This is a genomic window from Litorivita sp. NS0012-18 (genome assembly GCF_040371945.1).
GTDB lineage: Bacteria > Pseudomonadota > Alphaproteobacteria > Rhodobacterales > Rhodobacteraceae > Litorivita.
In genome coordinates, this window is record NZ_BAABWS010000003.1 from 61,881 (window position 1) to 84,913 (window position 23,033).

At 59.1% G+C, this 23,033-nt stretch carries 22 protein-coding genes, 1 tRNA gene and 3 pseudogenes; 4 read left to right on the forward strand and 22 right to left on the reverse strand.

The window, feature by feature from the left end:
- Nucleotide 1: 1 nt before the first annotated feature.
- The 9 genes from infA to ABWV64_RS13360 form a co-directional block, all read right to left on the reverse strand.
- Nucleotides 2-220 carry a translation initiation factor IF-1 gene (gene infA / locus ABWV64_RS13320; RefSeq protein WP_085311012.1) on the reverse strand — a complete coding sequence of 73 codons (219 nt, stop codon included), beginning with the start codon at nt 218-220 and terminating at the stop codon, nt 2-4.
- A gap of 78 nt (nt 221-298) precedes the next feature.
- Nucleotides 299-1,186 (reverse strand): carbon-nitrogen hydrolase family protein, encoded by an 888-nt coding sequence (locus ABWV64_RS13325; RefSeq protein ID WP_353346078.1) that lies wholly within the window; start codon nt 1,184-1,186, stop codon nt 299-301.
- Nucleotides 1,187-1,253: 67 nt separating this feature from the next.
- Entirely contained in the window at nt 1,254-1,709 is a 456-nt protein-coding gene (locus ABWV64_RS13330) for an arsenate-mycothiol transferase ArsC (RefSeq protein ID WP_353346080.1), read from the reverse strand.
- Nucleotides 1,710-1,711: 2 nt separating this feature from the next.
- On the reverse strand, nt 1,712-2,191 hold the full coding sequence (locus ABWV64_RS13335) for a UPF0262 family protein (RefSeq protein WP_353346081.1): 480 nt from the start codon (nt 2,189-2,191) through the stop codon (nt 1,712-1,714).
- A gap of 7 nt (nt 2,192-2,198) precedes the next feature.
- Complete coding sequence (gene hisD / locus ABWV64_RS13340) at nt 2,199-3,503, reverse strand: histidinol dehydrogenase (protein ID WP_353346083.1); 1,305 nt, start codon at nt 3,501-3,503, stop codon at nt 2,199-2,201.
- Nucleotides 3,504-3,729: 226 nt separating this feature from the next.
- Entirely contained in the window at nt 3,730-4,239 is a 510-nt protein-coding gene (locus ABWV64_RS13345) for an anthrone oxygenase family protein (protein WP_353346085.1), read from the reverse strand.
- 70 nt (nt 4,240-4,309) lie between these two features.
- Nucleotides 4,310-4,783, reverse strand: a complete 474-nt coding sequence (locus ABWV64_RS13350; protein WP_353346087.1) for a DUF2948 family protein — start codon at nt 4,781-4,783, stop codon at nt 4,310-4,312.
- The gene (murA, locus tag ABWV64_RS13355) at nt 4,780-6,048 is read right to left on the reverse strand and encodes a UDP-N-acetylglucosamine 1-carboxyvinyltransferase (RefSeq protein ID WP_353346089.1); all 1,269 of its coding nucleotides are present in this window, start codon (nt 6,046-6,048) and stop codon (nt 4,780-4,782) included. Before murA ends, ABWV64_RS13350 begins: the two co-directional genes overlap by 4 nt.
- Before the next feature lie 21 nt (nt 6,049-6,069).
- On the reverse strand, nt 6,070-6,255 hold the full coding sequence (locus ABWV64_RS13360; protein ID WP_353346091.1) for a hypothetical protein: 186 nt from the start codon (nt 6,253-6,255) through the stop codon (nt 6,070-6,072).
- Between the two features lie 99 nt (nt 6,256-6,354).
- On the opposite strand from ABWV64_RS13360, the gene ABWV64_RS13365 reads away from it, so the two are divergent.
- Nucleotides 6,355-6,429 (forward strand) — tRNA-Thr (locus ABWV64_RS13365).
- A 360-nt stretch (nt 6,430-6,789) separates the two neighbouring features.
- Here the strand turns inward: ABWV64_RS13365 and ABWV64_RS13370 are convergent.
- Complete coding sequence (locus tag ABWV64_RS13370) at nt 6,790-7,299, reverse strand: hypothetical protein (RefSeq protein ID WP_353346093.1); 510 nt, start codon at nt 7,297-7,299, stop codon at nt 6,790-6,792.
- 327 nt (nt 7,300-7,626) lie between these two features.
- Between ABWV64_RS13370 and ABWV64_RS13375 the strand changes: the two are divergent.
- Nucleotides 7,627-8,255, forward strand: a pseudogene (locus ABWV64_RS13375) (tyrosine-type recombinase/integrase); the annotation flags it as partial.
- 123 nt (nt 8,256-8,378) lie between these two features.
- On the opposite strand, the gene ABWV64_RS13380 reads toward ABWV64_RS13375, so the two are convergent.
- The 5 genes from ABWV64_RS13380 to ABWV64_RS13400 form a co-directional block, all read right to left on the reverse strand.
- A complete protein-coding gene (locus ABWV64_RS13380; RefSeq protein ID WP_353346095.1) occupies nt 8,379-11,762 on the reverse strand; it encodes an error-prone DNA polymerase in 3,384 nt (1,127 codons plus the stop codon).
- Nucleotides 11,759-13,237: a Y-family DNA polymerase gene (locus ABWV64_RS13385; RefSeq protein WP_353346396.1), complete on the reverse strand. Its 1,479-nt coding sequence runs from the start codon at nt 13,235-13,237 to the stop codon at nt 11,759-11,761. The genes ABWV64_RS13380 and ABWV64_RS13385 overlap by 4 nt, the downstream gene beginning before the upstream one ends.
- Complete coding sequence (locus ABWV64_RS13390) at nt 13,179-13,733, reverse strand: ImuA family protein (RefSeq protein WP_353346097.1); 555 nt, start codon at nt 13,731-13,733, stop codon at nt 13,179-13,181. Before ABWV64_RS13390 ends, ABWV64_RS13385 begins: the two co-directional genes overlap by 59 nt.
- A 209-nt stretch (nt 13,734-13,942) precedes the next feature.
- The gene (locus tag ABWV64_RS13395) at nt 13,943-14,290 is read right to left on the reverse strand and encodes an antibiotic biosynthesis monooxygenase family protein (RefSeq protein WP_353346099.1); all 348 of its coding nucleotides are present in this window, start codon (nt 14,288-14,290) and stop codon (nt 13,943-13,945) included.
- Entirely contained in the window at nt 14,287-14,610 is a 324-nt protein-coding gene (locus ABWV64_RS13400) for an NIPSNAP family protein (RefSeq protein ID WP_353346101.1), read from the reverse strand. Before ABWV64_RS13400 ends, ABWV64_RS13395 begins: the two co-directional genes overlap by 4 nt.
- A 74-nt stretch (nt 14,611-14,684) precedes the next feature.
- On the opposite strand from ABWV64_RS13400, the gene ABWV64_RS13405 reads away from it, so the two are divergent.
- Both ABWV64_RS13405 and ABWV64_RS13410 read left to right on the forward strand, forming a co-directional pair.
- A complete protein-coding gene (locus ABWV64_RS13405) occupies nt 14,685-15,368 on the forward strand; it encodes an ArsR/SmtB family transcription factor (protein WP_353346103.1) in 684 nt (227 codons plus the stop codon).
- A gap of 197 nt (nt 15,369-15,565) precedes the next feature.
- Nucleotides 15,566-15,724 (forward strand): hypothetical protein, encoded by a 159-nt coding sequence (locus ABWV64_RS13410; protein WP_353346105.1) that lies wholly within the window; start codon nt 15,566-15,568, stop codon nt 15,722-15,724.
- A 387-nt stretch (nt 15,725-16,111) separates the two neighbouring features.
- Here ABWV64_RS13410 and ABWV64_RS13415 read toward each other — a convergent pair.
- From ABWV64_RS13415 to gyrB, 7 genes and pseudogenes are all read right to left on the reverse strand, one after another.
- Nucleotides 16,112-16,222, reverse strand: a pseudogene (locus tag ABWV64_RS13415) (IS3 family transposase); the annotation flags it as partial.
- Nucleotides 16,213-16,326, reverse strand: a pseudogene (locus ABWV64_RS15980) (transposase); the annotation flags it as partial. The pseudogenes ABWV64_RS13415 and ABWV64_RS15980, both read right to left, overlap by 10 nt.
- 91 nt (nt 16,327-16,417) lie before the next feature.
- Complete coding sequence (locus ABWV64_RS13420) at nt 16,418-17,974, reverse strand: polyamine aminopropyltransferase (protein ID WP_353346107.1); 1,557 nt, start codon at nt 17,972-17,974, stop codon at nt 16,418-16,420.
- Between the two features lie 84 nt (nt 17,975-18,058).
- Nucleotides 18,059-18,646: a hypothetical protein gene (locus ABWV64_RS13425; protein ID WP_353346109.1), complete on the reverse strand. Its 588-nt coding sequence runs from the start codon at nt 18,644-18,646 to the stop codon at nt 18,059-18,061.
- A gap of 37 nt (nt 18,647-18,683) precedes the next feature.
- A complete protein-coding gene (locus tag ABWV64_RS13430) occupies nt 18,684-19,976 on the reverse strand; it encodes a rhomboid family intramembrane serine protease (RefSeq protein WP_353346111.1) in 1,293 nt (430 codons plus the stop codon).
- Nucleotides 19,977-19,982: 6 nt separating this feature from the next.
- Entirely contained in the window at nt 19,983-20,381 is a 399-nt protein-coding gene (speD, locus tag ABWV64_RS13435; RefSeq protein WP_353346113.1) for an adenosylmethionine decarboxylase, read from the reverse strand.
- A 212-nt stretch (nt 20,382-20,593) separates the two neighbouring features.
- Nucleotides 20,594-23,011 (reverse strand): DNA topoisomerase (ATP-hydrolyzing) subunit B, encoded by a 2,418-nt coding sequence (gyrB, locus tag ABWV64_RS13440; RefSeq protein WP_353346115.1) that lies wholly within the window; start codon nt 23,009-23,011, stop codon nt 20,594-20,596.
- Nucleotides 23,012-23,033 lie beyond the last annotated feature (22 nt).

Consider the following 23,033-nt stretch of genomic DNA (forward strand, 5'->3'; position numbering starts at 1 on the left):
ATTATTTGAACCGGTAGTTGATCCGACCCTTGGTCAGATCATAGGGGGTCATTTCGACCTGAACCTTGTCGCCTGCAAGAACGCGGATGCGGTTTTTGCGCATCTTGCCTGCCGTATGTGCGATGATCGTATGGCCGTTTTCCAGCTCGACCAGGAATGTCGCGTTCGGCAGGAGTTCCTTCACGACACCGGGAAATTCGAGCGTATCTTCCTTGGCCATGTTCTCTCCATCGTTAATTCACCGCTCCGTTTGCGGGTCGTCGCAGTAAATGGGCGCATTTTTCCCGATTTTCAAGGCTTATCTGCCCGCACGCAGCGAAACTTGCGTGATGTTCAACCGATCCGCCTGTTCGCTCCAGTGTTTGAGGCCCAATACATTGCCATCGCGGCGCAATTCGGCCAGCGCGCCGAGCGACACCTCGCCATAGGTCCAGCCATCACTGCCGATCTGCCCCTCGGCCACGACCCCCGTGGGCGGCATGCCGCGATCGGGGGGCACGAATATGCCGCCCATGCCGGTTTGGCTCTCGATGCCCGCGATGCGCGCGTCCCCGCCGGTGAGCGAGGCCATGACGCAAGCGCATTGCCCCTCCAGCGCGCGCGCCATCGCGCCGATGCGCACCCGCCAATAGCCCTCCAGCGCCTCGGTGCAGGAGGGCACAAGGATCAATTCGACCCCCGCCTCGACCAAGGCGCGCGCCAGAAGCGGGAATTCGCTGTCGTAACAGATCAGAATGCCGATCTTGCCCAGTTCCGTGTCAAACACCTGTAGGGGCGCGCCGCCCGAGACCGCCCAATCGTCGCGCTCGAAACGGGTCATGATCTGTTTGTCCTGAAATCCGGCCTTGCCCTGCGGCGTAAACAGGCCCGCGCGGTTGACCAATCCGCCCTGCGCCGCGACGGGGGCCGAGGCGGCAAGGATATGCACCCCCAAACGCCGCGCCAGACCGGCATGCAGGTCCCACACCTGTGGCATCATATCCGAGACCGCCGCGCTGGCGCTGGCGATATCTGCGGCCGCCGCCGCGCCCGCCAAAGAGGCCAGCTCCATCGCGCCATATTCGGGAAAGACCAAAAGATCGGCGCCGTTCTGCGCGGCCTCTTCGCACCAAGAGGTGAGTTTGGCGACATAGCTTGCCCAATCGGGCAACCATTGGGCAGGGTAGGCGGCAGCGGCGATTTTCATGGCGCATCCTTCGGTGGGGCGGTCGCGCCGATTAGGGCCGGTTTTGGCCCCGAGGGCAAGCCCGCCGTCAGGCCGCAGGTTCGCCCCAGCGCTCAACGAAATGGGCGATGATCTGATCACGGCTCTGGCGGTAGGAGGCCAGCTTTGCCTCGCGGCTCTCGCCCAGTCCGGTCGGGTCCATGATCGGCCAATATTCGACCTCTAGGTGAAAAACCCGCGTCAGTTCAAGCGCTTGGCGTTGGCTGGCCGGTGACAGGGCGACCACCAGATCAAAGGAGGACAGATCATCGCCCCATTGTTGCATCTGCTCGAAACTGCGCGAGCGGTGGCGCGACAGCTCGACCCCGATCTCTTGGCACACGGCGATGGCAAATCCGTCGATTTCCAGATCATTCATCACCCCGACCGATTGCACATAGGTGCCCGCGCCGTAGAATTTCTTCATGATGCCCTCGGCCATGGGCGAGCGCACCGCGTTGTGATCGCAGCAAAACAGGATGGATTGGGGCAGGCTTTGCGTCACGCCTAGCCTCCGAAATGCAAAACGCAAATCAGGGTAAAGAGCCGCCGCGCCGTGTCATGGTCGATCTCGGCCTTGCCCTCGAGCCGCTCGGCGAGCACATTGGCGCCCTCGTTGTGGATGCCGCGCCGCGCCATGTCGATGGTTTCGATCTGGCTGGGCGGCATGTTTTTCACCGCGTCGAAATAGCTCTCGCAGATGGCCCAGTAATCCTTGACCACTTGGCGAAAGGGCGACAGCGACAGGTGGAATTCCGCCGCCGGATCGCCGCCATCGGTGCGGATGTCAAACACCAGACGCTTTTCGCGGATCGACAGGCCGACGCGGTAGGGGCCGTCTGGCACCACGCGGTCGTCGCGTTTGGGCAGATCAAAGCTGTTTTGCTCCATCAGATCATACACGGCGACCTTGCGCTCTTGTTCGATCTCCGGCGTCGGCGGGGGCAGGCCCGCATCGTCCAATTCGATATGGCTGATATGCGACATAATACTTCTACCCCTCGTTCAACCGGTCAAGACGCGCGCGCACCGACAGCCCGTGCGCTTCTAGCGATTCGGAGTTTGCCAGACATTGCGCCGCAGCGCCAATAGCGCCAAGCGCCGCGGGCGTCATTTGCGCCAATGTGGTGCGTTTCATGAAGTCCAGAACCGACAGGCCCGAGGAAAAGCGCGCCGAACGCGCGGTCGGCAACACGTGGTTCGGCCCGCCGATATAGTCGCCGATGGCTTCGGGCGTATAGGCGCCAAGGAAGATCGCCCCCGCATGCACGCATTTTTCCGCCAAGGCGGCGGGGTCCGCGACGCAAAGCTCAAGATGTTCGGGCGCGATGCGGTTCGACAATTCGGCCGCCTTGCCCAGATCGGCCACGGTGATCACCGCGCCGAAATCACGCCAGCTTGCCCCCGCGATAGCGCGCCGCTCCAGCGTTTGCAGCCGTTTGTCCACCGCTGCGGCCACCGCGCGGCCAAAAGCGGCGTCATCGGTGATCAGCAAGGATTGCGCGCTTTCGTCATGCTCGGCTTGGCTGAGCAAATCGAGCGCGATCCAGTCGGGATCATTGTCCTTATCGGCAATGACCAAGATTTCCGAAGGCCCCGCGATCATGTCGATGCCGACCTTGCCAAAGACCCGCCGTTTCGCCGCCGCCACAAAGGCATTGCCAGGGCCGGTGATTTTGTCAACCGGCGCAATGGTTTGCGTGCCGTAGGCCAGCGCCGCAATCGCCTGCGCGCCGCCGATGCGGTAAATCTCGTCAACGCCCGCGATTTTCGCCGCCAGCAAGACCAGAGGGTTCACCGCCCCGTCCGGCGTCGGCACGCAGATCGCCAAACGTTCGACCCCCGCGACCTTGGCGGGGATGGCGTTCATCAAGACCGACGAGGGATAGCTCGCCAATCCGCCAGGCACATATAGACCCGCCGCCGACACCGCGCTCCAGCGCCACCCAAGCGTCGCGCCCGCCTCGTCGGTCCATGACTGGTCTTGCGGCATCTGGCGCGCGTGATAGGCGCGGATGCGCGCCGCAGCGAGGTCCAAAGCGGCGCGTTCATCCTCGCCCACTTGGGCGCAATAGTCGTCGATCTCTTGCGCCGAAAACCGCATTGTCTCTGCGCTCAAGTCCAGCCGGTCGAACTTTGCCGTCAGTTCCAGAACCGCCGCATCGCCGCGATGGCGCACGTCTTTGATGATCTGCGCGACGATATCGTCCACATCGGGGCTGTCTTCGCGCTTGGCCCCCAAAAGGGCGGCAAAGGCGGTTTCGAAATCGGGATCGGTCGCGTCGAGGAAAATCGGCATTGGGGTCTCCGGAACTTGCGCCTTTGCACATAGCGCCCGCGCCCGCGCGCCTCAAGCCCCGCGTGCAGATGGCCGCGCGGGGCAGGGCAGTAGGGCAGGTGAGAAAGGGGGAGCCATCGGGCAGGGCCGCGGGGCGGGGCGCAAGCCTTATGCGCCAAGCCTCAATCGCGTGACCCGATGGCAGGCCCCGATCGCGTGCCCCGATCGAAGGCCCTGATCGCCAGCCTCAGGCGCGGGCCGCCGAGGCGCGCCCGAGCATGAACACCCCCAAAGCCGCCAAAGCCACCGAGACCCCCGACGCCCCCGTGCGCAGGCTGTTGAACAGCTGCCAGCGCGGCGAATATTCGGCCCAAACCGCGCGCGCCTGCGCCTCGGGCAGCGGCGCGGCCACCTCGGCCAAGGCCTCGTTCATCGGCACATTCACCGACATGGTCAAAAGCAGCCCGCCACAAAAATACACCAGCCCCGCAAGCGCGAACGCCCCCGCCGCCGCGCCCAGCCCTTGGCGGCGGGCCAAGGCGGCGGTGGCCAGCATCACGAAAGGCGTGGCGAAGAACGCGGGCGCAAACACCGCGTTGCGCACCGAGGCATTCATCCCCTGCATCGCCGCGATGGCCACATTGGGGTCAATCGCGTCCAGCCCCCACATGGTCGAGCAAATCCAAGCGTAGAAAAATCCGAAAATCAACGCGCCCAGCAACAGCGACAGCGCGGCAAAAATATAAAGCAGTTTCAAAACAAGTCCCTCACGTTCAATTTTTTGTTTGGTGGGGGATATACGCGCCGCGCGCGCGGCTCCGTCGAAATTAATCGGGATGGCGGGGCATTTTTTTCGACGGGGCCGCGTAGGGGCGGGTGACATCCTTGAGCGTGACTTCCAAAGCCTCGACCGACAGGCGGATCGCCCCGTCGCCCGCCAGCGTCAAAATCACATGGCCCGCGCCCTCGCTGCCCGCCTCGAACTCCACCGACAACAGCGACAAAACCTCATCGGCGTCGCCACGCGAGACCCCTTGCGAGGCCACGGCGAGCACCTGATCGAAGTTGAGCACGGATTGCACCCGTTCGGGGCCATGGCGCGCCGCGCCCGCGTCTTCCCACCGCATCCGGTTGAGCAAGAGCGCAAAGCGCCGCTTGCGCGGCTGCCATGTCATGTCATTGCCCGTAAACACCGCGTCCTGCGCCAGCGCCGACACCACTTTGAGGTCCTCGACGTCCAGCGCGCCAAGGTTCAGCGCGGATTCGCGCCCGTCCTCGAAACTGGCGTCCTTGCGGCTCATTTGTCCGAGACCCGCTCGATTTTCGCGCCCACCGCCGAGAGTTTGCGCACCACATGCTCATAGCCGCGATCAAGGTGATAGACGCGGCTGACCACGGTTTCGCCCTCGGCCGCCAGAGCGGCCAAAATCAACGAGACCGAGGCGCGCAAATCGGTCGCCATGACCCGAGCACCCTTGAGCCGGTCCACGCCGGTGACCGTGGCATGGCCGCCATGCACGTCGATTTTCGCTCCCATGCGGATCAATTCGGGCGCATGCATAAAGCGGTTTTCAAAGATTTTCTCTTCGAGCACCGACGTGCCTTGGGCGGTGCACAAAAGCGCCATCATCTGCGCTTGCAAATCTGTCGGGAAACCGGGGAAGGGTTCGGTGACGACATTGACGGCTTTGACACGCTCGCCGCGGCGGCGCACCTTGAGGCCTGCTTCGGTTTCGGTGACCTCGATCCCCGCCTCGTCGAGCTTCTCGCAAAACGCGCCGATCAGGTTCATCCGTCCGCCCAAAAGTTCGACCTCGCCGCCCGCAATCGCAGGGGCCAGCATATAGGTGCCAAGCTCGATCCGGTCGGTGACCACGGGGTGGGTGGCGCCGTTCAAACGGTCCACGCCTTGGATGGTGATGCTCGAGGTGCCGTCGCCCTCGATCTGCGCGCCCATTTTGCGCAGGCAATCGGCCAGATCGACGATCTCCGGCTCGCGCGCGGCATTGTTCAAAACGGTGGTGCCCTTGGCCAATGTCGCGGCCATCAATGCGTTTTCCGTCGCGCCCACGGAGGCAAAAGCAAAATCGACGATGCCGCCCTTGAGGCCCTTGGGGGCCTTGGCATGGACATAGCCTTCCTTGAGTTCCAGCTCGGCGCCCATGGCCTCCAGAGCCTTGAGGTGCAAATCCACCGGCCGCGCGCCAATCGCACAGCCGCCGGGAAGCGAGACAACCGCATGGCCGTCCCGCGCCAGCATCGGACCCAGCACAAGGATCGAGGCGCGCATCTTGCGCACGATGTCGTAATCGGCGGTGTGGTTGTGGATGTTGTGGCTCGACATCGCCAGAACCTTGCCGCCCTGGAGCGAGGTCACCTCGGCGCCCAAGGATTGCAACAGATCGGTCATGGTCTTGATATCCGACAGGCGCGGCGCATTGGTCAGCGTCAAAGGCTCTTCGCTCAAAAGCGTGGCGGGCATCAAGGTCAGGCAGGCGTTCTTGGCCCCCGCGATGGGAATTTGCCCTTTGAGCGGGCCGTTGCCCGTAACGATAATCGAATCCATGTCTTTACCCTTCCAACGCGCTCACGCGCCTTGATCACTGCCTCTATTATGTCCCGCGTCCGCATCATCGGGCGCGCTGCGCTCCTCGGCGCGCACCCGCGCCTGCGCCTTGCGCCGCGCCAGATTGGCCTTGAGCGCCGCCTTCAAACGGTCCTCGCGGGTTTGGCCGGTTTTCGGCCGCTTATGTGTGGTTTTTTTCCCATCCATATGCCCTCTGTAAAGCACATGTAAAAAACCGTCCAGATTGCCCTTGCACGAAGTTTGATTTGCGTCTAATCAGCCGCCCACACGATACGTCGTGACAGTGCTGTGGTAGCTCAGTGGTAGAGCACACCCTTGGTAAGGGTGAGGTCGAGAGTTCAATCCTCTCTCACAGCACCATTTCCTTTTGAAATGATATTCGGATGAATTCCCGCTCTACTGGGTTTTGTATTTGACCCACAGCGAGGGTGCGGCGAAGGCCGGATAAGAGCCCGACCCAACCATTTTGTTTTTATGCTGCGTGCGCTCGCAGCGGGAGAAATGCGGCATGAGCGAAAAACTTCATGCTGTCACGCAGCAGAACAACCGGCCATTCGTGCAGGTGGCAGCATGGATCAAGCGGCGAACTTACAGGTCGCGGACGAAGCGCCAATTCTCCTAAGAGACCTAAATGACCGCTGCCGGACCAAACCGGGCATTTGAGGTCGGAGATCATTGCCTCGATAGGCCGAGCGGGCAAATATGCTGGTCCCAAACGTGTTAGTCGCTACGGGAAAAAGATATGTCAAACTGGCTTTCCTCGCCCGAAGCAACCCGTGACAACCTCACCGATAGCTCGCCAGATGACGCGATAGTAACAGGCAAGTCGGGTGCGGATGGTTGTTCCATCAAGGGGCCTACCTCAATCTCCACCCATTTTGCGGCTTCGGCTGCGAAAGGTGTAACCAAGATATCCGGGTCCCAATAACTGAAGATTGCGGTCGTGCTTTTCGGTGAGGTCGTCTGGAACATGAAGACGGATGCATAAGGCTGTCCATTGGCCCAAAGATCGAGCACAATCTGATCAGTTCCTTGCTCCAGCAAATGGGTTTCTGGATAAAGCGCTCCAAATGCGTCAACCAAAGCCTTTTGATCTCCGAGACTATCACGTAAGGCGAATAGGACGGCTTCAGCTGCTGGGAGTCGCTCTTCTTCTGCTGTGGCCTCACTCATGGTTCCCCCAAACACGAACACAAAAACAATAGCAAAGATTGACCTCCAAATGCGCATCCAACCCTCCTACTTCTCCCGTAATCACGCGGGCCACTAGCCATCGTAACTGAAATTTTCCCATTCACATCTCTTTTCCGCGCCTGATATCAGTTGGCAGCACGAGCCGCCTGCAACTTTGTTATATTCGAGTGACCGCTATATTCAGACACCAGAAAATCCTCGACCGCGCAGTATGCCTCAGGTTGGGCTCTGTGCGGACGAATGCACTGGCAGAGAAACAGGGTTCCAACAGCTTCGGATAACGGCCATTCAGTTTGATGCTATGCTCTCTTTGTCAGCGCGGTGCCGATGTCTGGGTTTGGAGGGAGGATTGGAGGGCATATTATGCCAAGAGTCCAACTTCCCGCAGTTACCCCAAAACACAAAGCCTGGAACAAGGGCCGGATCATCGGCCAAAAACGTCCCCTTCTTCCTAAACAAGTGTGGGCGATCCGTGCGCGGCTTGAACTTTCGGGTTGTCTTCGTGACCTTGCGCTATTTAACGTTGCGATTGATAGCAAACTGCGCGGCTGTGATCTGGTCAAACTCGCCGTGGCAGATTTGGTCAAAGATGACCGCCTTCGCGAACGCGTTTCAATAGTCCAGAGAAAGACCAAAAAGCCAGTTCAGTTCGAACTCACTGAAAACACAAGAGATACCGTCATAGTGTGGGTGCGATCTCCTGAGATGATTGGGTGTCGGTTCATGTTTCCGAGCCGTTTCCACGACCGCCCGCATATCTCAACACGTCAATATGGTCGACTTGTTCGTGACTGGGTTACAGCGATTGGCCTGGAACCCAGCGGATACGGAATACACTCGATGCGCTGGACCAAAGCTGCGGAGATTTACCGCAAGACGGGGAACCTCCGCGCCGTGCACCTTTGTTGGGCCAAACGAAGGTCGATAGCACATTGCGTTATCTGGGCGTTGAGCTGGAAGATGCGCTAAGCATTGCTGAACGGATCGACATCTGTACCAAGTTGGCGTGCGGCTATTGCTGTTCGCCAATCAAGACCAGGCCTTCATGGTTCCCGCAGCGGTCGGCAGGACTGAGCCCAAAGTAGCAATTTCTGCATACGGCATGAACGGCGGCTTCAATGAAAATCGCGGCTTGGAAAGAGGCGCTTTGCTTGGTCGCGGGGATGCATGGCGCGGGAGGGATAGCGCGACCGCTTGGGTGTGTCGTCGGCGCGAGGGCCTTCGGTGGTTAGGGCTTCTGGCTCTGGGTGGCCCAGTTCGAAAAGCTTATGCGACATGTCCTGAATGTCCTGCGCGATCAGGTGCACGACGATGCCTTCGCGTTGCAGATAGCCTGTCACACGCAAGAGCCGCGCGCCCATGACGATACGCCGAAACCGTTCATAGACCTTGGGCCAGACCACCACATTGCTGACGCCGGTTTCATCCTCAAGCGTTAGGAAGATCACACCGGAGGCCGTGCCGGGGCGCTGCCTCGTGATGACAAGACCGCAGACGCTGTAGCGCCCCAGCGGGATGTCTTGCAGAGCAGCGTGGGTCACAAGCCCGGGGAGGCTGGGGCGTAGCAGCTCCATCGGGTGGGCGCGCAGGGTCAGGCGGGTAGAGACGTAATCTTCGACGACCTCCTCGCCCAGATGCATGGTAGGCAAAGTGACGGCGGGTTCATGGATCGCCTCTCCATCAATCGGATCGTTGAACAGCGGCAAGGGGTTGGGGCTTTGGATGGCTTTAACCTGCCACAATGCGTCGCGCCGCGTCAGCCCGTTATCTGTGAACGCATCGGCTTCGGCCAGCCGTGTCAACGCGTCTGGGCGCAACCCAGCGCGGAGCCATAAGGCCTGTGGGTCAGGATAGCCATTGCCCCGCGCTGCTACGATCCAGCCTGCATCTTCTTCTTTGAACCCCTTGATCTGGCGAAAGCCCAATCGCAGTGCCAAAGCCCCATCGGGGCGGCGTTCCAGCGTATTGTCCCATTCCGAATGGTTGATGCAGATGGGGCGCGTCTCCACCCCATGTTCACGGACATCGCGGACAATCTGCGCGGGCGCATAAAACCCCATGGGTTGCGAATTCAGCAAAGCACAGGCAAAGATCGCGGGGTGGTGGCATTTCAACCAAGCGGACACATAGGCCAGCATGGCAAAGGCCGCGGCATGGCTTTCGGGAAAACCATAATCGGCAAAACCCTCGATCTGGCCAAAACAGCGCTCCGCCACTTCTGGCGAATAGCCGTTCTTCAGCATCCCCGCGATGAACTTGTCACGATAGGTGCCAATCGTTCCCATGCGCCGGAACGACGCCAGTGAGCGACGTAGATGATCGGCCTCTTCGGGCGTGAAGCCCGCGCCGACTTCGGCGATTCTCAGGGCCTGCTCTTGGAAGAGCGGCACACCCAGCGTGCGTTTGGTCACTTCTTCCAGAGCAGGACCGAAGGGCTCTGCGCTTTCCTGACCGTTTCGCCGCCGGATATAGGGCTGCACCATATCGCCTTGGATGGGGCCGGGGCGGACAATCGCGACCTCGATCACCAGATCATAAAATTCACGGGGCTTCATCCGGGGCAGGAAATTCATCTGCGCCCGGCTTTCCACCTGAAAGACACCAATCGCATCAGCGCGACATAGCATGTCATAGGTGGCTCCATCGCCTTGAGGCACCGAGGCTATGCTGTGGCTGATATTGTCGTGTTCCTGCATCAGTGCAAAAGCCTTGCGAATACAGCTGAGCATCCCAAGCCCCAGAATATCCACCTTGAGAATACCCAAAGCGTCGATATCATCCTTGTCCCAACAGATGACGGTGCGATCTTCCATAGCGGCGTTTTCAATTGGGGCGAGTTCATCCAGCCGTCCTGCTGTGATAACAAAGCCTCCCACATGTTGCGACAAGTGGCGTGGAAAACCGATGATCTCGCCAATCAGGCGGATGGTTTGCATCAGGCGGCGGTCATTTGGGTCAAGGCCCAGCTCGCGAATGCGGTCCATATCAACGCCGCCGTCGGTCATACCCCATATCTGACTGGACAGGCCTGCGGTCACATCCTGACTAAGCCCCATGACCTTGCCCACCTCGCGGATGGCGGCGCGGGTGCGAAAATGGATCACGGTGGCGCAAAGTCCGGCGCGGTGGCGGCCGTATTTTTGGTAAATCCACTGGATCACCTCTTCGCGCCGCTCATGTTCGAAATCGACGTCGATATCCGGCGGCTCCCCGCGGTATTTCGAGACAAACCGTTCGAACACCATGGCGATCGTGTCTGGGCTGACATCGGTGATGCCCAAAAGATAACACAGAATGGAATTGGCCGCAGACCCGCGCCCCTGACACAAAATCCCCTGAGATTTGGCGAATTGCACAATGTCATGCACGGTCAGGAAATAGGCGGGAAAGTTCAATTCCTGCACCACCGCCAGCTCTTTTGCCATCAGCTCCAGCGCCCGCTCGGGCGGGCCATCTGGGTAGCGGCGCTTCAACCCCTCCTTGGCAAGCCGTTCCAGACGGATCTGTGGGGTTTCCCCTTCCGATTGTTCATGTGGGTATTCATAAGACAGTTCACCAAGATCAAAGCTGCATTTGTCGGCAATCTCTAATGTCCGCCTTAGGGCAGCCGGATGATCACGGAAAAGACGCGCCATGTCGTTCCCGGCCTTAAGGCGGCGCTCACCATTGGGCAGCGCACGCCTACCGATCTCATCGATGGTGATATGCTCACGCATACAGGTCAGAACATCAGCCAGTTGCCGACGATTGGCGCGATGCATCAGCACATCCCCCACCGCCACCATCGGAGCCGCAGTCTGTAATGCCGCATGTGCGCAAGACCTCAGATAAGCTTGGTCACTACCATCATACTTAGGAGCCGCTCCTAAGAAGACGTTGTGAGGAAACTTGCGGGCCATTTGGCGAATTTCAGGCACGGCCTCACCTAACGACCCTTGGGGTAACGCGATTAGGATCATGCCTTTGCAGGCCGAGATCATATCTTTAATGTAAAGATGACACTGCCCTTTATCCGCGCGGCGTTTACCCAAAGTGAGCAAGCGCGTCAGGCGCTCATAAGCTGCTCGATCTCGTGGCAGGGCAACCCAATCCACAGCGCTGTCTTGCAAAGACAACCGACAGCCGACAATAAGCTTGGGCAGCTTTGCCATGATAGGTTTATCAAGGGGCGTGCTAGGCCCTATAGCCTGCCGAGAGGAGGAATCCACCCGCTTATGTGACCGTATGTGCAAAGCCTCTTCGGTTTCGCGTTTCAGTTCTTTGAGTGCTGACCACGCCCGCACAACCCCCGCTAAAGAATTATGATCGGTGATGGCAACCGCCGACAGGCCCAGTTCAGCCGCACGCACGACTAGCTCTTCTGGGTGGGAGGCCCCGACCAGAAATGTAAAATTCGTGGTCACGCAAAGCTCAGCATAGTCTTGCGCTTGCGCATGGGCCTCAAACAGATCCCGCCGATCCGCGTCCACCGAGCGGTGGGCCTGATTGCCCTCGATCATGCGAACTCCCCTTGCACAAACCAGCCGGGATTCTGCGGCGTATAAAATAGCCAGAGCCGTCGCCCCTGTGTGGTTTCCACCCGCCAATAATCCCGCATACCAGAACGCCAGTTGTCATCCTCAAGCCACCATTCAGGCATAATGCGCTCTGGGCCAGTGGCACGGCCTGTGGTGAAGGGGATCCGCCGCCATCTAAATCGCTTTGGTGGCTGTGATCCGTGGCCTGCAATCGGTTCAGGTGCAAACAGGCAAATCGGGCGAGGTTGTGGGGTGCTCCAACCGCTGGCGGGTTCAGAATAGGCCGTCGGGGCGGTGATAAAACTACGTTCTGGAATATGGCTATCGGCTGGTAAGAAACGCTGAATGTTTTCCAGCCCGATCCGGGTGCCTAACCGCGAGATCAAATCATCCAATTTGTCTTTTCCGCCGTCAGCGACATGGCTGATCTGCTGCACCGACAAGGCCTCTACTTGTGTAGCTTCCAGCCGCAGTTGATCAATGCCGAAGCCTGCATCAATCTCGCCCAGCCCTCGCTCAAAGAGCGGCAGAATGCGCTGAGGGTCGCGTAGAGGACGCGCTAGCCGAAGATCAACCTGTTGCCGTTCTTGATCCACCCGTCGCAGTGTTATGCACAAGCCCCGCGCCCCCACCTCATGTGTTTTGAGCTTCGCACAGAGCTGAACAAGCAGCCTTTCCACACCAGCCATCACATCTGAAAGCAAGCCAATTGGTTCAGGCAAGGTCATGCGAGCCGCGTAATGCGGAGGCTCAGCGTGAGGCGAAATCTCTTCGGGCTGCGTACCCAAAGCCTGATCCAGACGCAGCAAAAGGCTAGGCCCAAACCGGCGTGTCAGAGGGCCGCGCGCGGCCCCAGCCAAGTCACCAATACTGCGCAAGCCTAGGCGCTGTAACGTGATCGATATATTGTCTTCGATCCGCAAGGCCGCAACCGGTAGGGCTGTCAGGGCAGCCAGTGCCTCACCGCTCGGCGCGACCCCTTCACCATAATGCGCTAATGCCCAGGCTGCCCCACGCGTATCTGCCAGACCGATCTGTGCCGAAATCCCAGCGCGCATCAGGCGCATGCGTATGTCGGTCAGCATGGCGGCCTCCCCGCCGAATAGATGCGCTGAGCCGGTGACATCCATCACCAGACCATCCGCGCCCTCTAGCCCCACCCATGGACAGTAGCGCGTTGCCCAGCGACGGAGCCTTTGTAAAAATCTCTGGTCCTGCTCAGGTTGCGCCATCTGGCTTTGCAGGTTTGGACAAAAGGCTCGCGCATCCGCGTAGGGCATTCCCTTATATAGGCCCTGCTGTGTCGCTGCGGTATTCAGGCAGTAAATCCGGTTGGCGTTCTTCTGCTTCAGCGTCAAGGCAAAAGGCCCTTCGATTGGGCGCTGGCGTAAAACCCGGTCACTTGCGAGCCGGGGAAACCATAATGATACGACGCGACGCTGTATCCCATCGAACATGCCAAACACCCAATGTTCCTGATTTGTTCTTAATAAGCTCCCACCGCTGCAGAGTCGAGTCTTTGGGATCGAACAACGGGCTACAACGCCATCGCGTTTCAGCCGCATTGCTGCCCATGCCTTCTGGAATAATTGCGAGCCCTGTACTTTTCCCATCCCTCGCCGCAAGCTGCAACCGCCGCCCGTCAGTCAAACCCAAAGGCTTATGCAGAGACATGATCACTGGCGATACAACGCCAAATCGCAGGGCCTCTTCGGCAACTGCAAGCGTTTCTGTTTGATTTGTGGTGTTACAGGTGGTCAGCGCTGAAGGGTCTACGAAATCAGCAAAACCTATTGGGTTGATTTGGGCATTATCCCAATTCTCGCGAACCCAGAGTGTGTGGCGAGCCAATCGTGCAGTAAGCGCAAAGGCAAACATATACGCACCTGCTCCACAAACCTCATGGGTCCGGGATGTGACAGGCGGAAAAAAAGGAACCTCGGCATTTTGCATGGGTAGAACGTAGCGAGAAACACTGGTGCAAAACAATACCACACCTTGGCGCTGTCGCAGCGAAATGACGCTTTGTCCGCGTTGCCGCCTTTGGAGGGCCAATGGTAAGCGAACAAGCCCGATCAAAAGCGTCGGATGACCGCAAAGAGCCCAACCTGCTCACTGGGCGGGCTGCAGCGAATGTCCGGTCATGAGTATGAGCACGTTTTTCATTTGGCATGCGCTTTCCGGCTGTCGGCCGGTGCCTGTGCGCGGTCGAACATGCCGTAGTCCCGAATGACGCTGGCGATGCGAAGCCGGTAGTCATCAAACACGCCGCCGCGCCCTTTTGTCTGTGCACCGCGATGCGCACTCAAATTGCGCCATTGGGCAATGGCCGCTTCATCCTCGAAAAAGGACAGCGACAGGATTTTGTGCGGGTTGGTTAGGCTCTGGAAGCGCTCGACTGAGATAAAGCCCTCGATCTCGTTCAGCATCGGGCGCATCTGCGCGGCAATGTCGAGATAGTCGTCCTTGCGGCCCGTCGCCGGTTCGACTTCAAAAATGACAGCGATCATGCGCTGTTTCCATGCGGCGCAGATGCGAGCTTCAGAAAGGTCCGGTCCTCGCGCAGCAGGAATTTTTCCTTCTGGGCAAACTCGTAGTTTTCGCGACCGAGCGGGTCGGCGGCCAGACGGGCGCGGTAGGCCTCGTAGCCAGAGAGGCTTGCCACGTTGTAGATGCCGTAGGCGAGCGTCGAAGACCCTTCATGCGGCGCATAGTAGCCGATCAAATCCGCACCACAGCGCGGTATCGCCCGACCCCAGTTACGCGAGTACTCTTCGAATTGAGCCTTCTTTGTCGGGTCAATGTGGTAGCGGATGATACAGGTCAACATGGCTTAGTCCTTTCAAGGTATTTTCAAACGTCTAGCCTATTGTGGTGATGAAATGCTTCGATTAGCATCGAACTATGAAAGAAGGTCCCGATATCGCCCATATCGCCGCCTTGATCGGTGATCCCGCCCGCGCGAACATGCTGACCGCCCTGATGAGCGGGAAGGCATTAACGGTGAGCGAATTAGCTGAAGAAGCGGGCGTCACGATCCAAACGGCGAGTTCGCATCTGTCGAAACTTGATCAAGGTGGGTTGCTCAGGCCGCGCAAACAAGGACGACACAAGTATTTTTCGCTGGCCAACGATGATGTTGCGCAGGTTTTGGAAGGTCTGATGGGGCTTGCCGCAGGATCGGGTCATTTGCGAACACGAACCGGTCCCAAGGATCTCGAATTGCGTCAGGCGCGTGTTTGCTACAACCATCTTGCGGGCGATATGGGCACCCAGATGTTCGACAGCCTTATGGCACAAGGCCATCTTGTCCTTGAACAAGAAGGCCTTCAATTGACCCCTTCTGGCGCTACATTCGTAAGAACTCTCAACATTGATCTTGACGCCTTAACCCAAAACAAATCCCCGCTGTGCCGGGAGTGTCTCGACTGGAGCGAACGCAGATCGCATCTTGCTGGAAGTCTGGGCCGCGCTTTGCTTAGCCGGTTCGAGGAACTGTCATGGGCGACGCGAAACCAGAAGACCCGCATTGTTTCATTTTCCGATGACGGCGCTCGAGAATTTGAACGCCTCTTTTCTGTCGGCTGATTTGCTTTGAATAGCTTAAAGCGGTCATCGGTACAGCCGCGGCGAATTCATACGCCGTCCCGCAGTGCGGATGTCGGTACGGATCGCAGCGAACGGCCGCTCTCCGCCCTTACCCCCCACCGATACCTTGCACCCGCCTTCCGAACCGCTCTGCCATGGTCATCGGATGCTCCCCAAGCGAGCTCTCTAGCACCTCAATGCGCGTCCATGAAATCGGGGAACTCGACCTCTGTGACCCCAGACGCCCCCGCGCGGGAGATGAACAGGCCAAGGAGCATGCGGTCCAGCATGCGGATGTGTTCGGCGTGATTGGCGGTCTTGATGTCTACGGCTTCTTCGTCATCTCGATCTCCTAATCGATAAGATGAACCAGAAATCCTCTGTTATTCAAATCCTCAAATCTGTCCCAGAGGTGCTGACGTAAGACACTTTAATGTAGAATTTTCTCAACCTTTCGAAGGAGTAATACTGCGTTTGGTCATTGACGAGAACGCCAAGTTGAAACGGTGGCTGGCTGAAGCGATGCTGGACAACCACCCTCCGCTGAAGCGCGGCGTGTGCTTTAGAAATTTGAGGGCTCCGCGCAGGCCGCGCTTACCCAAACTGAAACCAAGGAATATGGAAGCCAGACCCGCAGCCTCTCGTTATGAAAAAGCGAGCCTTGGGGGAGGTCATGCTGAAGTCAATACGGCCCGACTCTTAGCACAAACTTCATTATGCGTCTTTGTGGTTGGTGTTGCTGTCCGTCGTCGTTCGGATGACAGTTCCTTCAGACGCCCGCGCAGCTCGGTGTCTTCGGGCCGCTTCGGCCTACGCCGATAGACACGCGGATCTATCCCAGCCAAAGCGCAGGCATCTCGACACCAAGATCATCCGCCACCTGCTTACGCGTTAGCCCGCGGGCCAGTGCTAAGCGCACCGCATCAGCGCGGAATTCGTCCGTGCGTTTCAGTCCTATAGTTCATCTCCTTAGTTGCAATAAATGCTATCAAAGGAGCGGCATCAAAGCGCGACAGGTCCACATCTTCTCGCCTTGCTCTGGGGCGGGATTATGTCCCGCCGTGCAGGTCTTGGGCGTAAAGCTGGTAGATCACCGGATCAAAGATCGAATTGACGCCGATATCCTTGCGCGGCAGCAGGTCCTTGGAAAACACCTGCGCGGCGGCAAAGCTGGGCGCGCTGAGCGAGCGCAGCCCCTCGGGCAGCGGGCGCAGCCCCGCGTCGGGCGCATTGGTTGCCATATTGAACCCCCAGATGCCAAAAGACGGGATCGGGGTTTGGTAGCTGACGACTTGCGGGAAAATCTCCTCCAAGGTGCGCGCCACGGTCCAATAGCTATGCGGGGTGAAAAACGGCGAGGAGCTTTGCGAGACAAGCGTGCCATCGCGGGCCAGAATGGCCGCGACCATGGCGTAGAACTCGACCGAATACAGCTTGGACAGCGCCTCGTTATGGGGGTCGGGAAAATCAATGATGATCCGGTCGTAGGTCTTGTCCGTCTCTTTGACGAAAACAAAGGCGTCTTGGTTCACGACGCGTACTTTGTCAGAGGCGAGGCTGGCGCCGTTGAGCCGCACAATGGGCGCGAAATTGCGGCCCAGATCGGTCATCGCAGGGTCCAGATCGACCAGATCGATGCTCTCGACGCTGGGATGTTTGAGCACCTCGCGGATCGCCAAACCGTCGCCGCCGCCGAGGATCAGCACGCTTTTGGGCGGCTTGCCCCATGCCAGAACCGGATGCACCAAAGCCTCGTGATAGCGAAACTCATCGGATTGCGAGAATTGCAAATGCCCGTCAATAAACAGGCGCACGTCGTTGGTCTTCCACGTGTTGGTCACCACAAGCGATTGATATTGCGACTGTTTGCGCCACACCACGCGGTCGAAATACAAATGGTCCTGCGCAAAGGCGGTGATCTTCGACGCCATCATCGTCAGCCCGAACAGCAAGATAATCGTCGCAATCACGAACCCGAGCATCCGTTTGGGCGCATCGAAATGATCGCGCAGCCAAAAGACGTTCAAAAGCGCGACGGTGGCATTGATCAATCCGATGGCAAAGGAGGCGGTGATCAACCCCAGCGAGGGCAAGAGCAGGATCGGAAAGGCGACCGAGCCGATCAGCGCGCCGATATAATCGAGCGAGAGCACATCAGAGATCGATTGCCGCGTTGTCGAGCGTTCGGACAACACCCGCGTCAAAATCGGGATCTCCAGCCCCACCAAAAACCCGATGGTCGAGATAAAGCCGAACATGCCAGCGGCGTAGAACCACGGCGCGGCGGGAAACAGCATAAACAGCGAGATCGAGCACAGCCCGCCCACCAGCGCGAGGATCAACTCCACATAAACAAAGGCTTGGATCAGATTGCCGCCGATAAAGCGCGATACATAAGAACCGACCCCCATCGCAAACATGAAAAACCCGATGGTGAGCGAGAATTGATAGACCGAATTGCCAAGCAGGTAGCTCGACACCGTGCCGATGATCAATTCGTAAACAATGCCGCACAGCGCCACGATCAGGATCGACAGCAGCAAGATCACCGCTTGGCGTTTGGGCAGGTCGGCATAGTCGGGTTGGGATGAGGGGGGCAGGGACACGCGCGCGCTCCGTGAAAGGAAGGTCAAACAAAAAGGCCCGGCCTGCAACGGGTGCAACCGGGCCTTGGTCGATATGGGACCGGCTTATTTGCCCATGCGCGGACCGCCCGAACGGGCGCTCGACGGCGCGCGGTAAGAGCTGCGCGGGGTGACGGAGCGATTGTTGAAACTCGCGGGGGTGATGCCTGCGGCGCGTTGACGCCCGATCAGATTGCCGATCAAGACACCCGCAAGAAATCCGGTTCCCGAAAAACGCAGACCCGACGAATTGCCCGCCATATCCGTGGCAATCAGGCGGTTGTTGGCCTCGTCGATTTCCACGGTAAAGACGTCGCCTTCACCCTCGTCCTGCACGCCATTGGCATTGGCATCGGCATAGCCGAGGAATTTCGCATCCTGCATCACCGACAGGCCGAATGTCCCGTCATAAAACCGCGGTTCGGCGTTGAGAACTTCGGTGTAAAAACCGGTGAACTGCGCCATTTCGGTTTCGGCCACTTGGGTGATGCCGTTTTGCTCCAGATGGCCTTGGTAGCGCGTGAGAGCGAATTCCGTGCGGTCGAGCACCTGACCCAAATCGGCGGTTTGCTCGGACTTGCCGCCGAACAACAGCGAATAGCCGATGAAGGCGATGACCGCCAGAAATGCGATGCCTTTGATTTTCGAAAACATTTTAATTCCCTCTCACGTGCCGCGCGATGGCCGGCTATTAATTAGAACTCAACAAACACACCCACCAATGCTGGTGCAACCCTAAAGCGTAGTAATCGTCCAAACTCCCACGAAGGTCGAATTGGTGTGATTTTAGTGTCTCAGCATTCTCGTCGGACAGATCGCTGGGCAGGGCGACCACCAGCATTCGCGCGCCGCTCTCGCGGGCCTTGTCCACGGCGAAGTCCAATCCAGCAAGGCCGACGGGGGCCTCGGTCCATGTCAGCGCCAAAACCCCGTCGGTTTCGGGCTCCGGCGCCGATCCGGTCACGGCAATGCCGGTGTTTTCATGGGGCGCGGCGGGGGCGGCGGCCTCGTATTCGGGGTTTTCCAGCCCATAGACGATCTTGGCCTCGCCGATATCGTGATAGTCGGGCAGGCTCATTTCGACCTCTGCGCCGAATTCCTCATACATCTCGTGGGCGGCGGCATAGATCGGTGTGCCGTCTTCGGCATAGTCGCTGGTGGCGATGAACATCTTGCGCACGCCGTGATCCTTGAGCATCCCCAACAGATCGTTGAGCATCTGCCCGCCCAGCCCCTCGCCGGTGCGATCGCCGCGCAGATAGGTCCACGACAGCCAGACCACGTCAGGCACCTGCTCGTCGCGGCTATAGCCTGTCACGCCCAAAACCTCATTGCCCTGCGCCAGAACATACATGCCGCCGCAGCCTTGGCTTAGAAATTGCTCCTCGGCCTCGGCGGCATCGTCTTCGTCGGTCTCGTTGATGATCGCGATCACCTTGGACAGATGCGACAATTGCATCGGCTTGAGGGTGGGTGATTTGCTGCCGAATAGGGAATTGAACATGGCGAAGCCTCCTCCGAGAAAGGTTGAAAGGATATGGGGATAAAGCGCAAGCGTGGTCGAAAGAAGCGTGGCCTCGAGCGCCAAGGCGATCATCGCAATCATCGACAGGCCCCACCACCGCGCGCGCGGCGCCGTGGCAAGAACCGCAAAGCTGATCACGCCGTAAACGGGGCCGGATATGCCCAAAAACCGCGGGCCGACCATCACCAGTTGCGCCAAAGTGCCAACCACAATGCAGGCCGTGATCAGCGCCAGCATCCGGCGGGCCCCGAGGATTTTTTCGGCAATCGGTCCAGCAAAGCCCAAAAGCGCCAGATTGCCGATCAGATGCAGCAAGGAACCGTGATTGAAGACGTTCAAAAACACCTCGCCCAAGGGCACAGGTCCGCGCGCCACCACCACATTGCCATTCGCGGCGTAGCCCAACAGGCACAGCCCGATCAGCGCAAAAGTAACAGGCGCGGCGCGCAACATCCGCATGAAGGCTTAGGCCGCGCCCACAGGCAGGGCCGCGCCCGAAAAGCCGCGTTTGATCACCTGCAGCTTTTCTTCGGCGGGTTTGAAATAGCGCCGCAGCACATCAAGGCTCAGCATCGGGTCCACCTCGCCGCACATGAAAATATCAATCGCCGCATAGCCGTATTCGGGCCAGGTGTGGATCGAGATATGGGATTCGGCCAAAAGGGCGACGCCGGTAAATCCGCAGCGATCCCCGAAATCATGCAGGTTTATATCCAGAACCGTCGCCTCGGCGGCCTCGGCGGCCGCGCGCAATACCGGCTCGGCGGGGGCGGCGTCAAACAAGCCGCACGCGCCGTAGAATTCGGCGATCACATGATGCCCGAGCGCCGCTGGCGCCACTGGATGTTGGGCGATCATTGTCATCGTCGTCTCCGGATTACTCACATTACGGGTGCAGGCAACCGACCCTATATGCGCACAGATTGCAAACCGTTTGTGCCGCCGCGCCCGCGCCCCGCTCCCAAAGCGGCGTTTTAGCACCGCAAGCGCGCCGTGCAGGCGCGCGGCGCGCGCGGGACAAGAAAAAGCCGCCGCGATCTCTTCGCAGCGCCCCCTTCATACCAAACCCGCAAACATCAAAAATCGAGGTTCTCGACGCTCAATGCGTTTTGCTGGATAAACTCGCGGCGCGGTTCGACCACGTCGCCCATCAGCTTGGTGAAAATATCGTCAGCCTCGGCCATATCGTCGATTTTCACCTGCAACAATGTGCGCGCATCGGGGTCGAGCGTGGTTTCCCAAAGCTGGTCGGGGTTCATTTCGCCCAGACCCTTATAACGCTGCAAGGACAGACCTTTTTCGCCCTCGTCCAGAACCGCTTTGAGCAGGTCCAGCGGGCCGTAAATCATCTGGCTGCGATCCTTGCGGTGCAGCGCTGCGGGCAGGTTATAGACGTCTTGCAGGCTCTTGGTGAAGCTGCCGGTTTTGCGCGCCTCGCCCGAGCGCAGCATCGGCCCGTCGAGGGTGCGCACCTCTTCGACACCGCGCAAGATACGCGCAAGGCGGATGCCTTGGTCTTGGGTGATCCGGCCCTGCCAGCCTTTTTCATATTCCAGCGCGATCAGGTTGAGCCGCTCGGCGACCTTATCGGCGGTGCCTTGCAAATCATTGTCGACCACACCAGGCACGAAGGCCCCCGCAATCGCCGCCTGTTCGAGGATATGGCGCGGATAATGGGTCGGGAAGGCATCGAGCACGCGCTTGAGCTGGCGCGCCTCATCGACCACACGGGCCAGATCCTGACCGACGATATGTTCGCCATTGCCCTGCACCAAGGAGGCACCGTCGATCCCGTGCTGGATCAGATACTCTTCCATCTCGGCCTGATCCTTGAGGTAAACCTCTGATTTGCCGCGAGAAACCTTATAGAGCGGCGGCTGCGCGATATAAAGATATCCGCCCTCGATCAATTCCGGCATCTGCCGGTAGAAGAAGGTCAACAGCAAGGTGCGGATATGCGCGCCGTCGACGTCGGCATCGGTCATGATGACGATCTTGTGGTAGCGCAGCTTGTCGATATTGAACTCGTCGCGGCCAATGCCGGTGCCGAGCGCCATCACCATATTGCCGATCTCTTGGCTGCCGAGCATGCGGTCAAATCGCGCCCGCTCGACGTTCAAAATCTTACCCTTCAGCGGCAGGATCGCTTGGGTTTTGCGGTCGCGTCCCGTTTGGGCGGAGCCGCCAGCGCTGTCCCCCTCCACGAGGAAAATTTCGGTATTGGCGGGGTTCTTGTCCGAACAATCCTTCAGCTTGCTGCTCAGGAAGTTCATATCCATCGGGTTCTTGCGCCGCGTCAGATCACGCGCCTTGCGCGCGGCCTCGCGCGCCAAAGCCGCCTCGACGATCTTGCCAACGACGATCTTGGCCTCGTTCGGGTTCTCCTCGAACCATTCGGCCAGCTTCTCGCCGACGAGGTTCTCGACCGCGGGGCGCACCTCGGAGGAGACCAGCTTGTCCTTGGTCTGGCTCGAAAATTTCGGGTCCGGCACTTTGACGGACAGCACACAGGTCAACCCCTCGCGCGCATCATCGCCGGTGAAGCTGACCTTCTCGCGTTTGGCGATGCCGGAGCTTTGGGCATAGTTGTTGATCGTGCGGGTCAAGGCGCCGCGAAAGCCCGCCAGATGGGTGCCGCCGTCGCGCTGCGGGATGTTGTTGGTAAAGGGCAGCACATTCTCGTGATAGCTGTCGTTCCACCACATCGCCACCTCGATGCCGATATCGTCGCGCGTGCCGGTGACAAAAATCGGCTCGCTCATCACGGTGGATTTCGACCGGTCGAGATATTTGACGAACTCCTTGACGCCGCCCTCATAGAAAAGTTCGCTCTTGAGCGGCTCGGCGGGGCGCTCGTCCTCCAAGAGGATGCGCACACCGGAGTTCAAAAAGGCCAGCTCGCGCAGGCGCTTTTCGAGCGTCTCGAAGCTGTAATCGAGGTTCGAAAACGTATCGGTCGAGGCCAAGAACCGCACCTCGGTGCCGGTGCGATCGCCGCATTCGCCCACCACGCGCAGATGCTCGACCGTGTCGCCATGGCCGAATTTGGCGTAATGCTCTTTGCCGTCGCGCCACACGCGCAGCTCCAGCCAGACCGACAAAGCGTTCACAACCGAAACGCCCACACCGTGCAGGCCGCCCGAAACCTTGTAGGAATTGCTGTCGAATTTGCCGCCCGCGTGCAGCTGGGTCATGATGACTTCGGCGGCCGAGACGCCCTCTTCCTCGTGGATGCCCACGGGAATGCCGCGCCCGTTATCGGAAACGGAAACCGAGCTATCGGCGTGGATTTTGACCTTCACGTGGTCGGCGTGACCGGCCAATGCCTCGTCAATGCCGTTGTCGACAACCTCATAGACCATATGGTGCAGGCCCGAGCCATCATCCGTATCGCCAATATACATGCCAGGCCGTTTGCGAACGGCCTCCAAGCCCTTGAGAACTTTGATAGAATCCGCGCCATAGTCTTCGGGCGTCTTGGGGGTGTCGGACATCGGGTGTTTCCTTAATACGTTT

What these genes read in the sequence shown, in the direction of transcription:
- infA (WP_085311012.1), bottom strand. Translation starts at nt 220, where the DNA reads ATGGCCAAGGAAGATACGCTCGAATTTCCCGGTGTCGTGAAGGAACTC.
- ABWV64_RS13325 (WP_353346078.1), bottom strand. Translation starts at nt 1,186, where the DNA reads ATGAAAATCGCCGCTGCCGCCTACCCTGCCCAATGGTTGCCCGATTGG.
- ABWV64_RS13335 (WP_353346081.1), bottom strand. Translation starts at nt 2,191, where the DNA reads ATGTCGCATATCAGCCATATCGAATTGGACGATGCGGGCCTGCCCCCG.
- hisD (WP_353346083.1), bottom strand. Translation starts at nt 3,503, where the DNA reads ATGCCGATTTTCCTCGACGCGACCGATCCCGATTTCGAAACCGCCTTT.
- ABWV64_RS13350 (WP_353346087.1), bottom strand. Translation starts at nt 4,783, where the DNA reads ATGAGCCGCAAGGACGCCAGTTTCGAGGACGGGCGCGAATCCGCGCTG.
- murA (WP_353346089.1), bottom strand. Translation starts at nt 6,048, where the DNA reads ATGGATTCGATTATCGTTACGGGCAACGGCCCGCTCAAAGGGCAAATT.
- ABWV64_RS13360 (WP_353346091.1), bottom strand. Translation starts at nt 6,255, where the DNA reads ATGGATGGGAAAAAAACCACACATAAGCGGCCGAAAACCGGCCAAACC.
- ABWV64_RS13370 (WP_353346093.1), bottom strand. Translation starts at nt 7,299, where the DNA reads ATGCGCATTTGGAGGTCAATCTTTGCTATTGTTTTTGTGTTCGTGTTT.
- ABWV64_RS13380 (WP_353346095.1), bottom strand. Translation starts at nt 11,762, where the DNA reads ATGATCGAGGGCAATCAGGCCCACCGCTCGGTGGACGCGGATCGGCGG.
- ABWV64_RS13385 (WP_353346396.1), bottom strand. Translation starts at nt 13,237, where the DNA reads ATGTTCGATGGGATACAGCGTCGCGTCGTATCATTATGGTTTCCCCGG.
- ABWV64_RS13390 (WP_353346097.1), bottom strand. Translation starts at nt 13,733, where the DNA reads ATGCAAAATGCCGAGGTTCCTTTTTTTCCGCCTGTCACATCCCGGACC.
- ABWV64_RS13395 (WP_353346099.1), bottom strand. Translation starts at nt 14,290, where the DNA reads ATGATCGCTGTCATTTTTGAAGTCGAACCGGCGACGGGCCGCAAGGAC.
- ABWV64_RS13400 (WP_353346101.1), bottom strand. Translation starts at nt 14,610, where the DNA reads ATGTTGACCTGTATCATCCGCTACCACATTGACCCGACAAAGAAGGCT.
- ABWV64_RS13405 (WP_353346103.1), top strand. Translation starts at nt 14,685, where the DNA reads ATGAAAGAAGGTCCCGATATCGCCCATATCGCCGCCTTGATCGGTGAT.
- ABWV64_RS13410 (WP_353346105.1), top strand. Translation starts at nt 15,566, where the DNA reads ATGCGCGTCCATGAAATCGGGGAACTCGACCTCTGTGACCCCAGACGC.
- ABWV64_RS13425 (WP_353346109.1), bottom strand. Translation starts at nt 18,646, where the DNA reads ATGTTTTCGAAAATCAAAGGCATCGCATTTCTGGCGGTCATCGCCTTC.
- ABWV64_RS13430 (WP_353346111.1), bottom strand. Translation starts at nt 19,976, where the DNA reads ATGCGGATGTTGCGCGCCGCGCCTGTTACTTTTGCGCTGATCGGGCTG.
- speD (WP_353346113.1), bottom strand. Translation starts at nt 20,381, where the DNA reads ATGACAATGATCGCCCAACATCCAGTGGCGCCAGCGGCGCTCGGGCAT.
- gyrB (WP_353346115.1), bottom strand. Translation starts at nt 23,011, where the DNA reads ATGTCCGACACCCCCAAGACGCCCGAAGACTATGGCGCGGATTCTATC.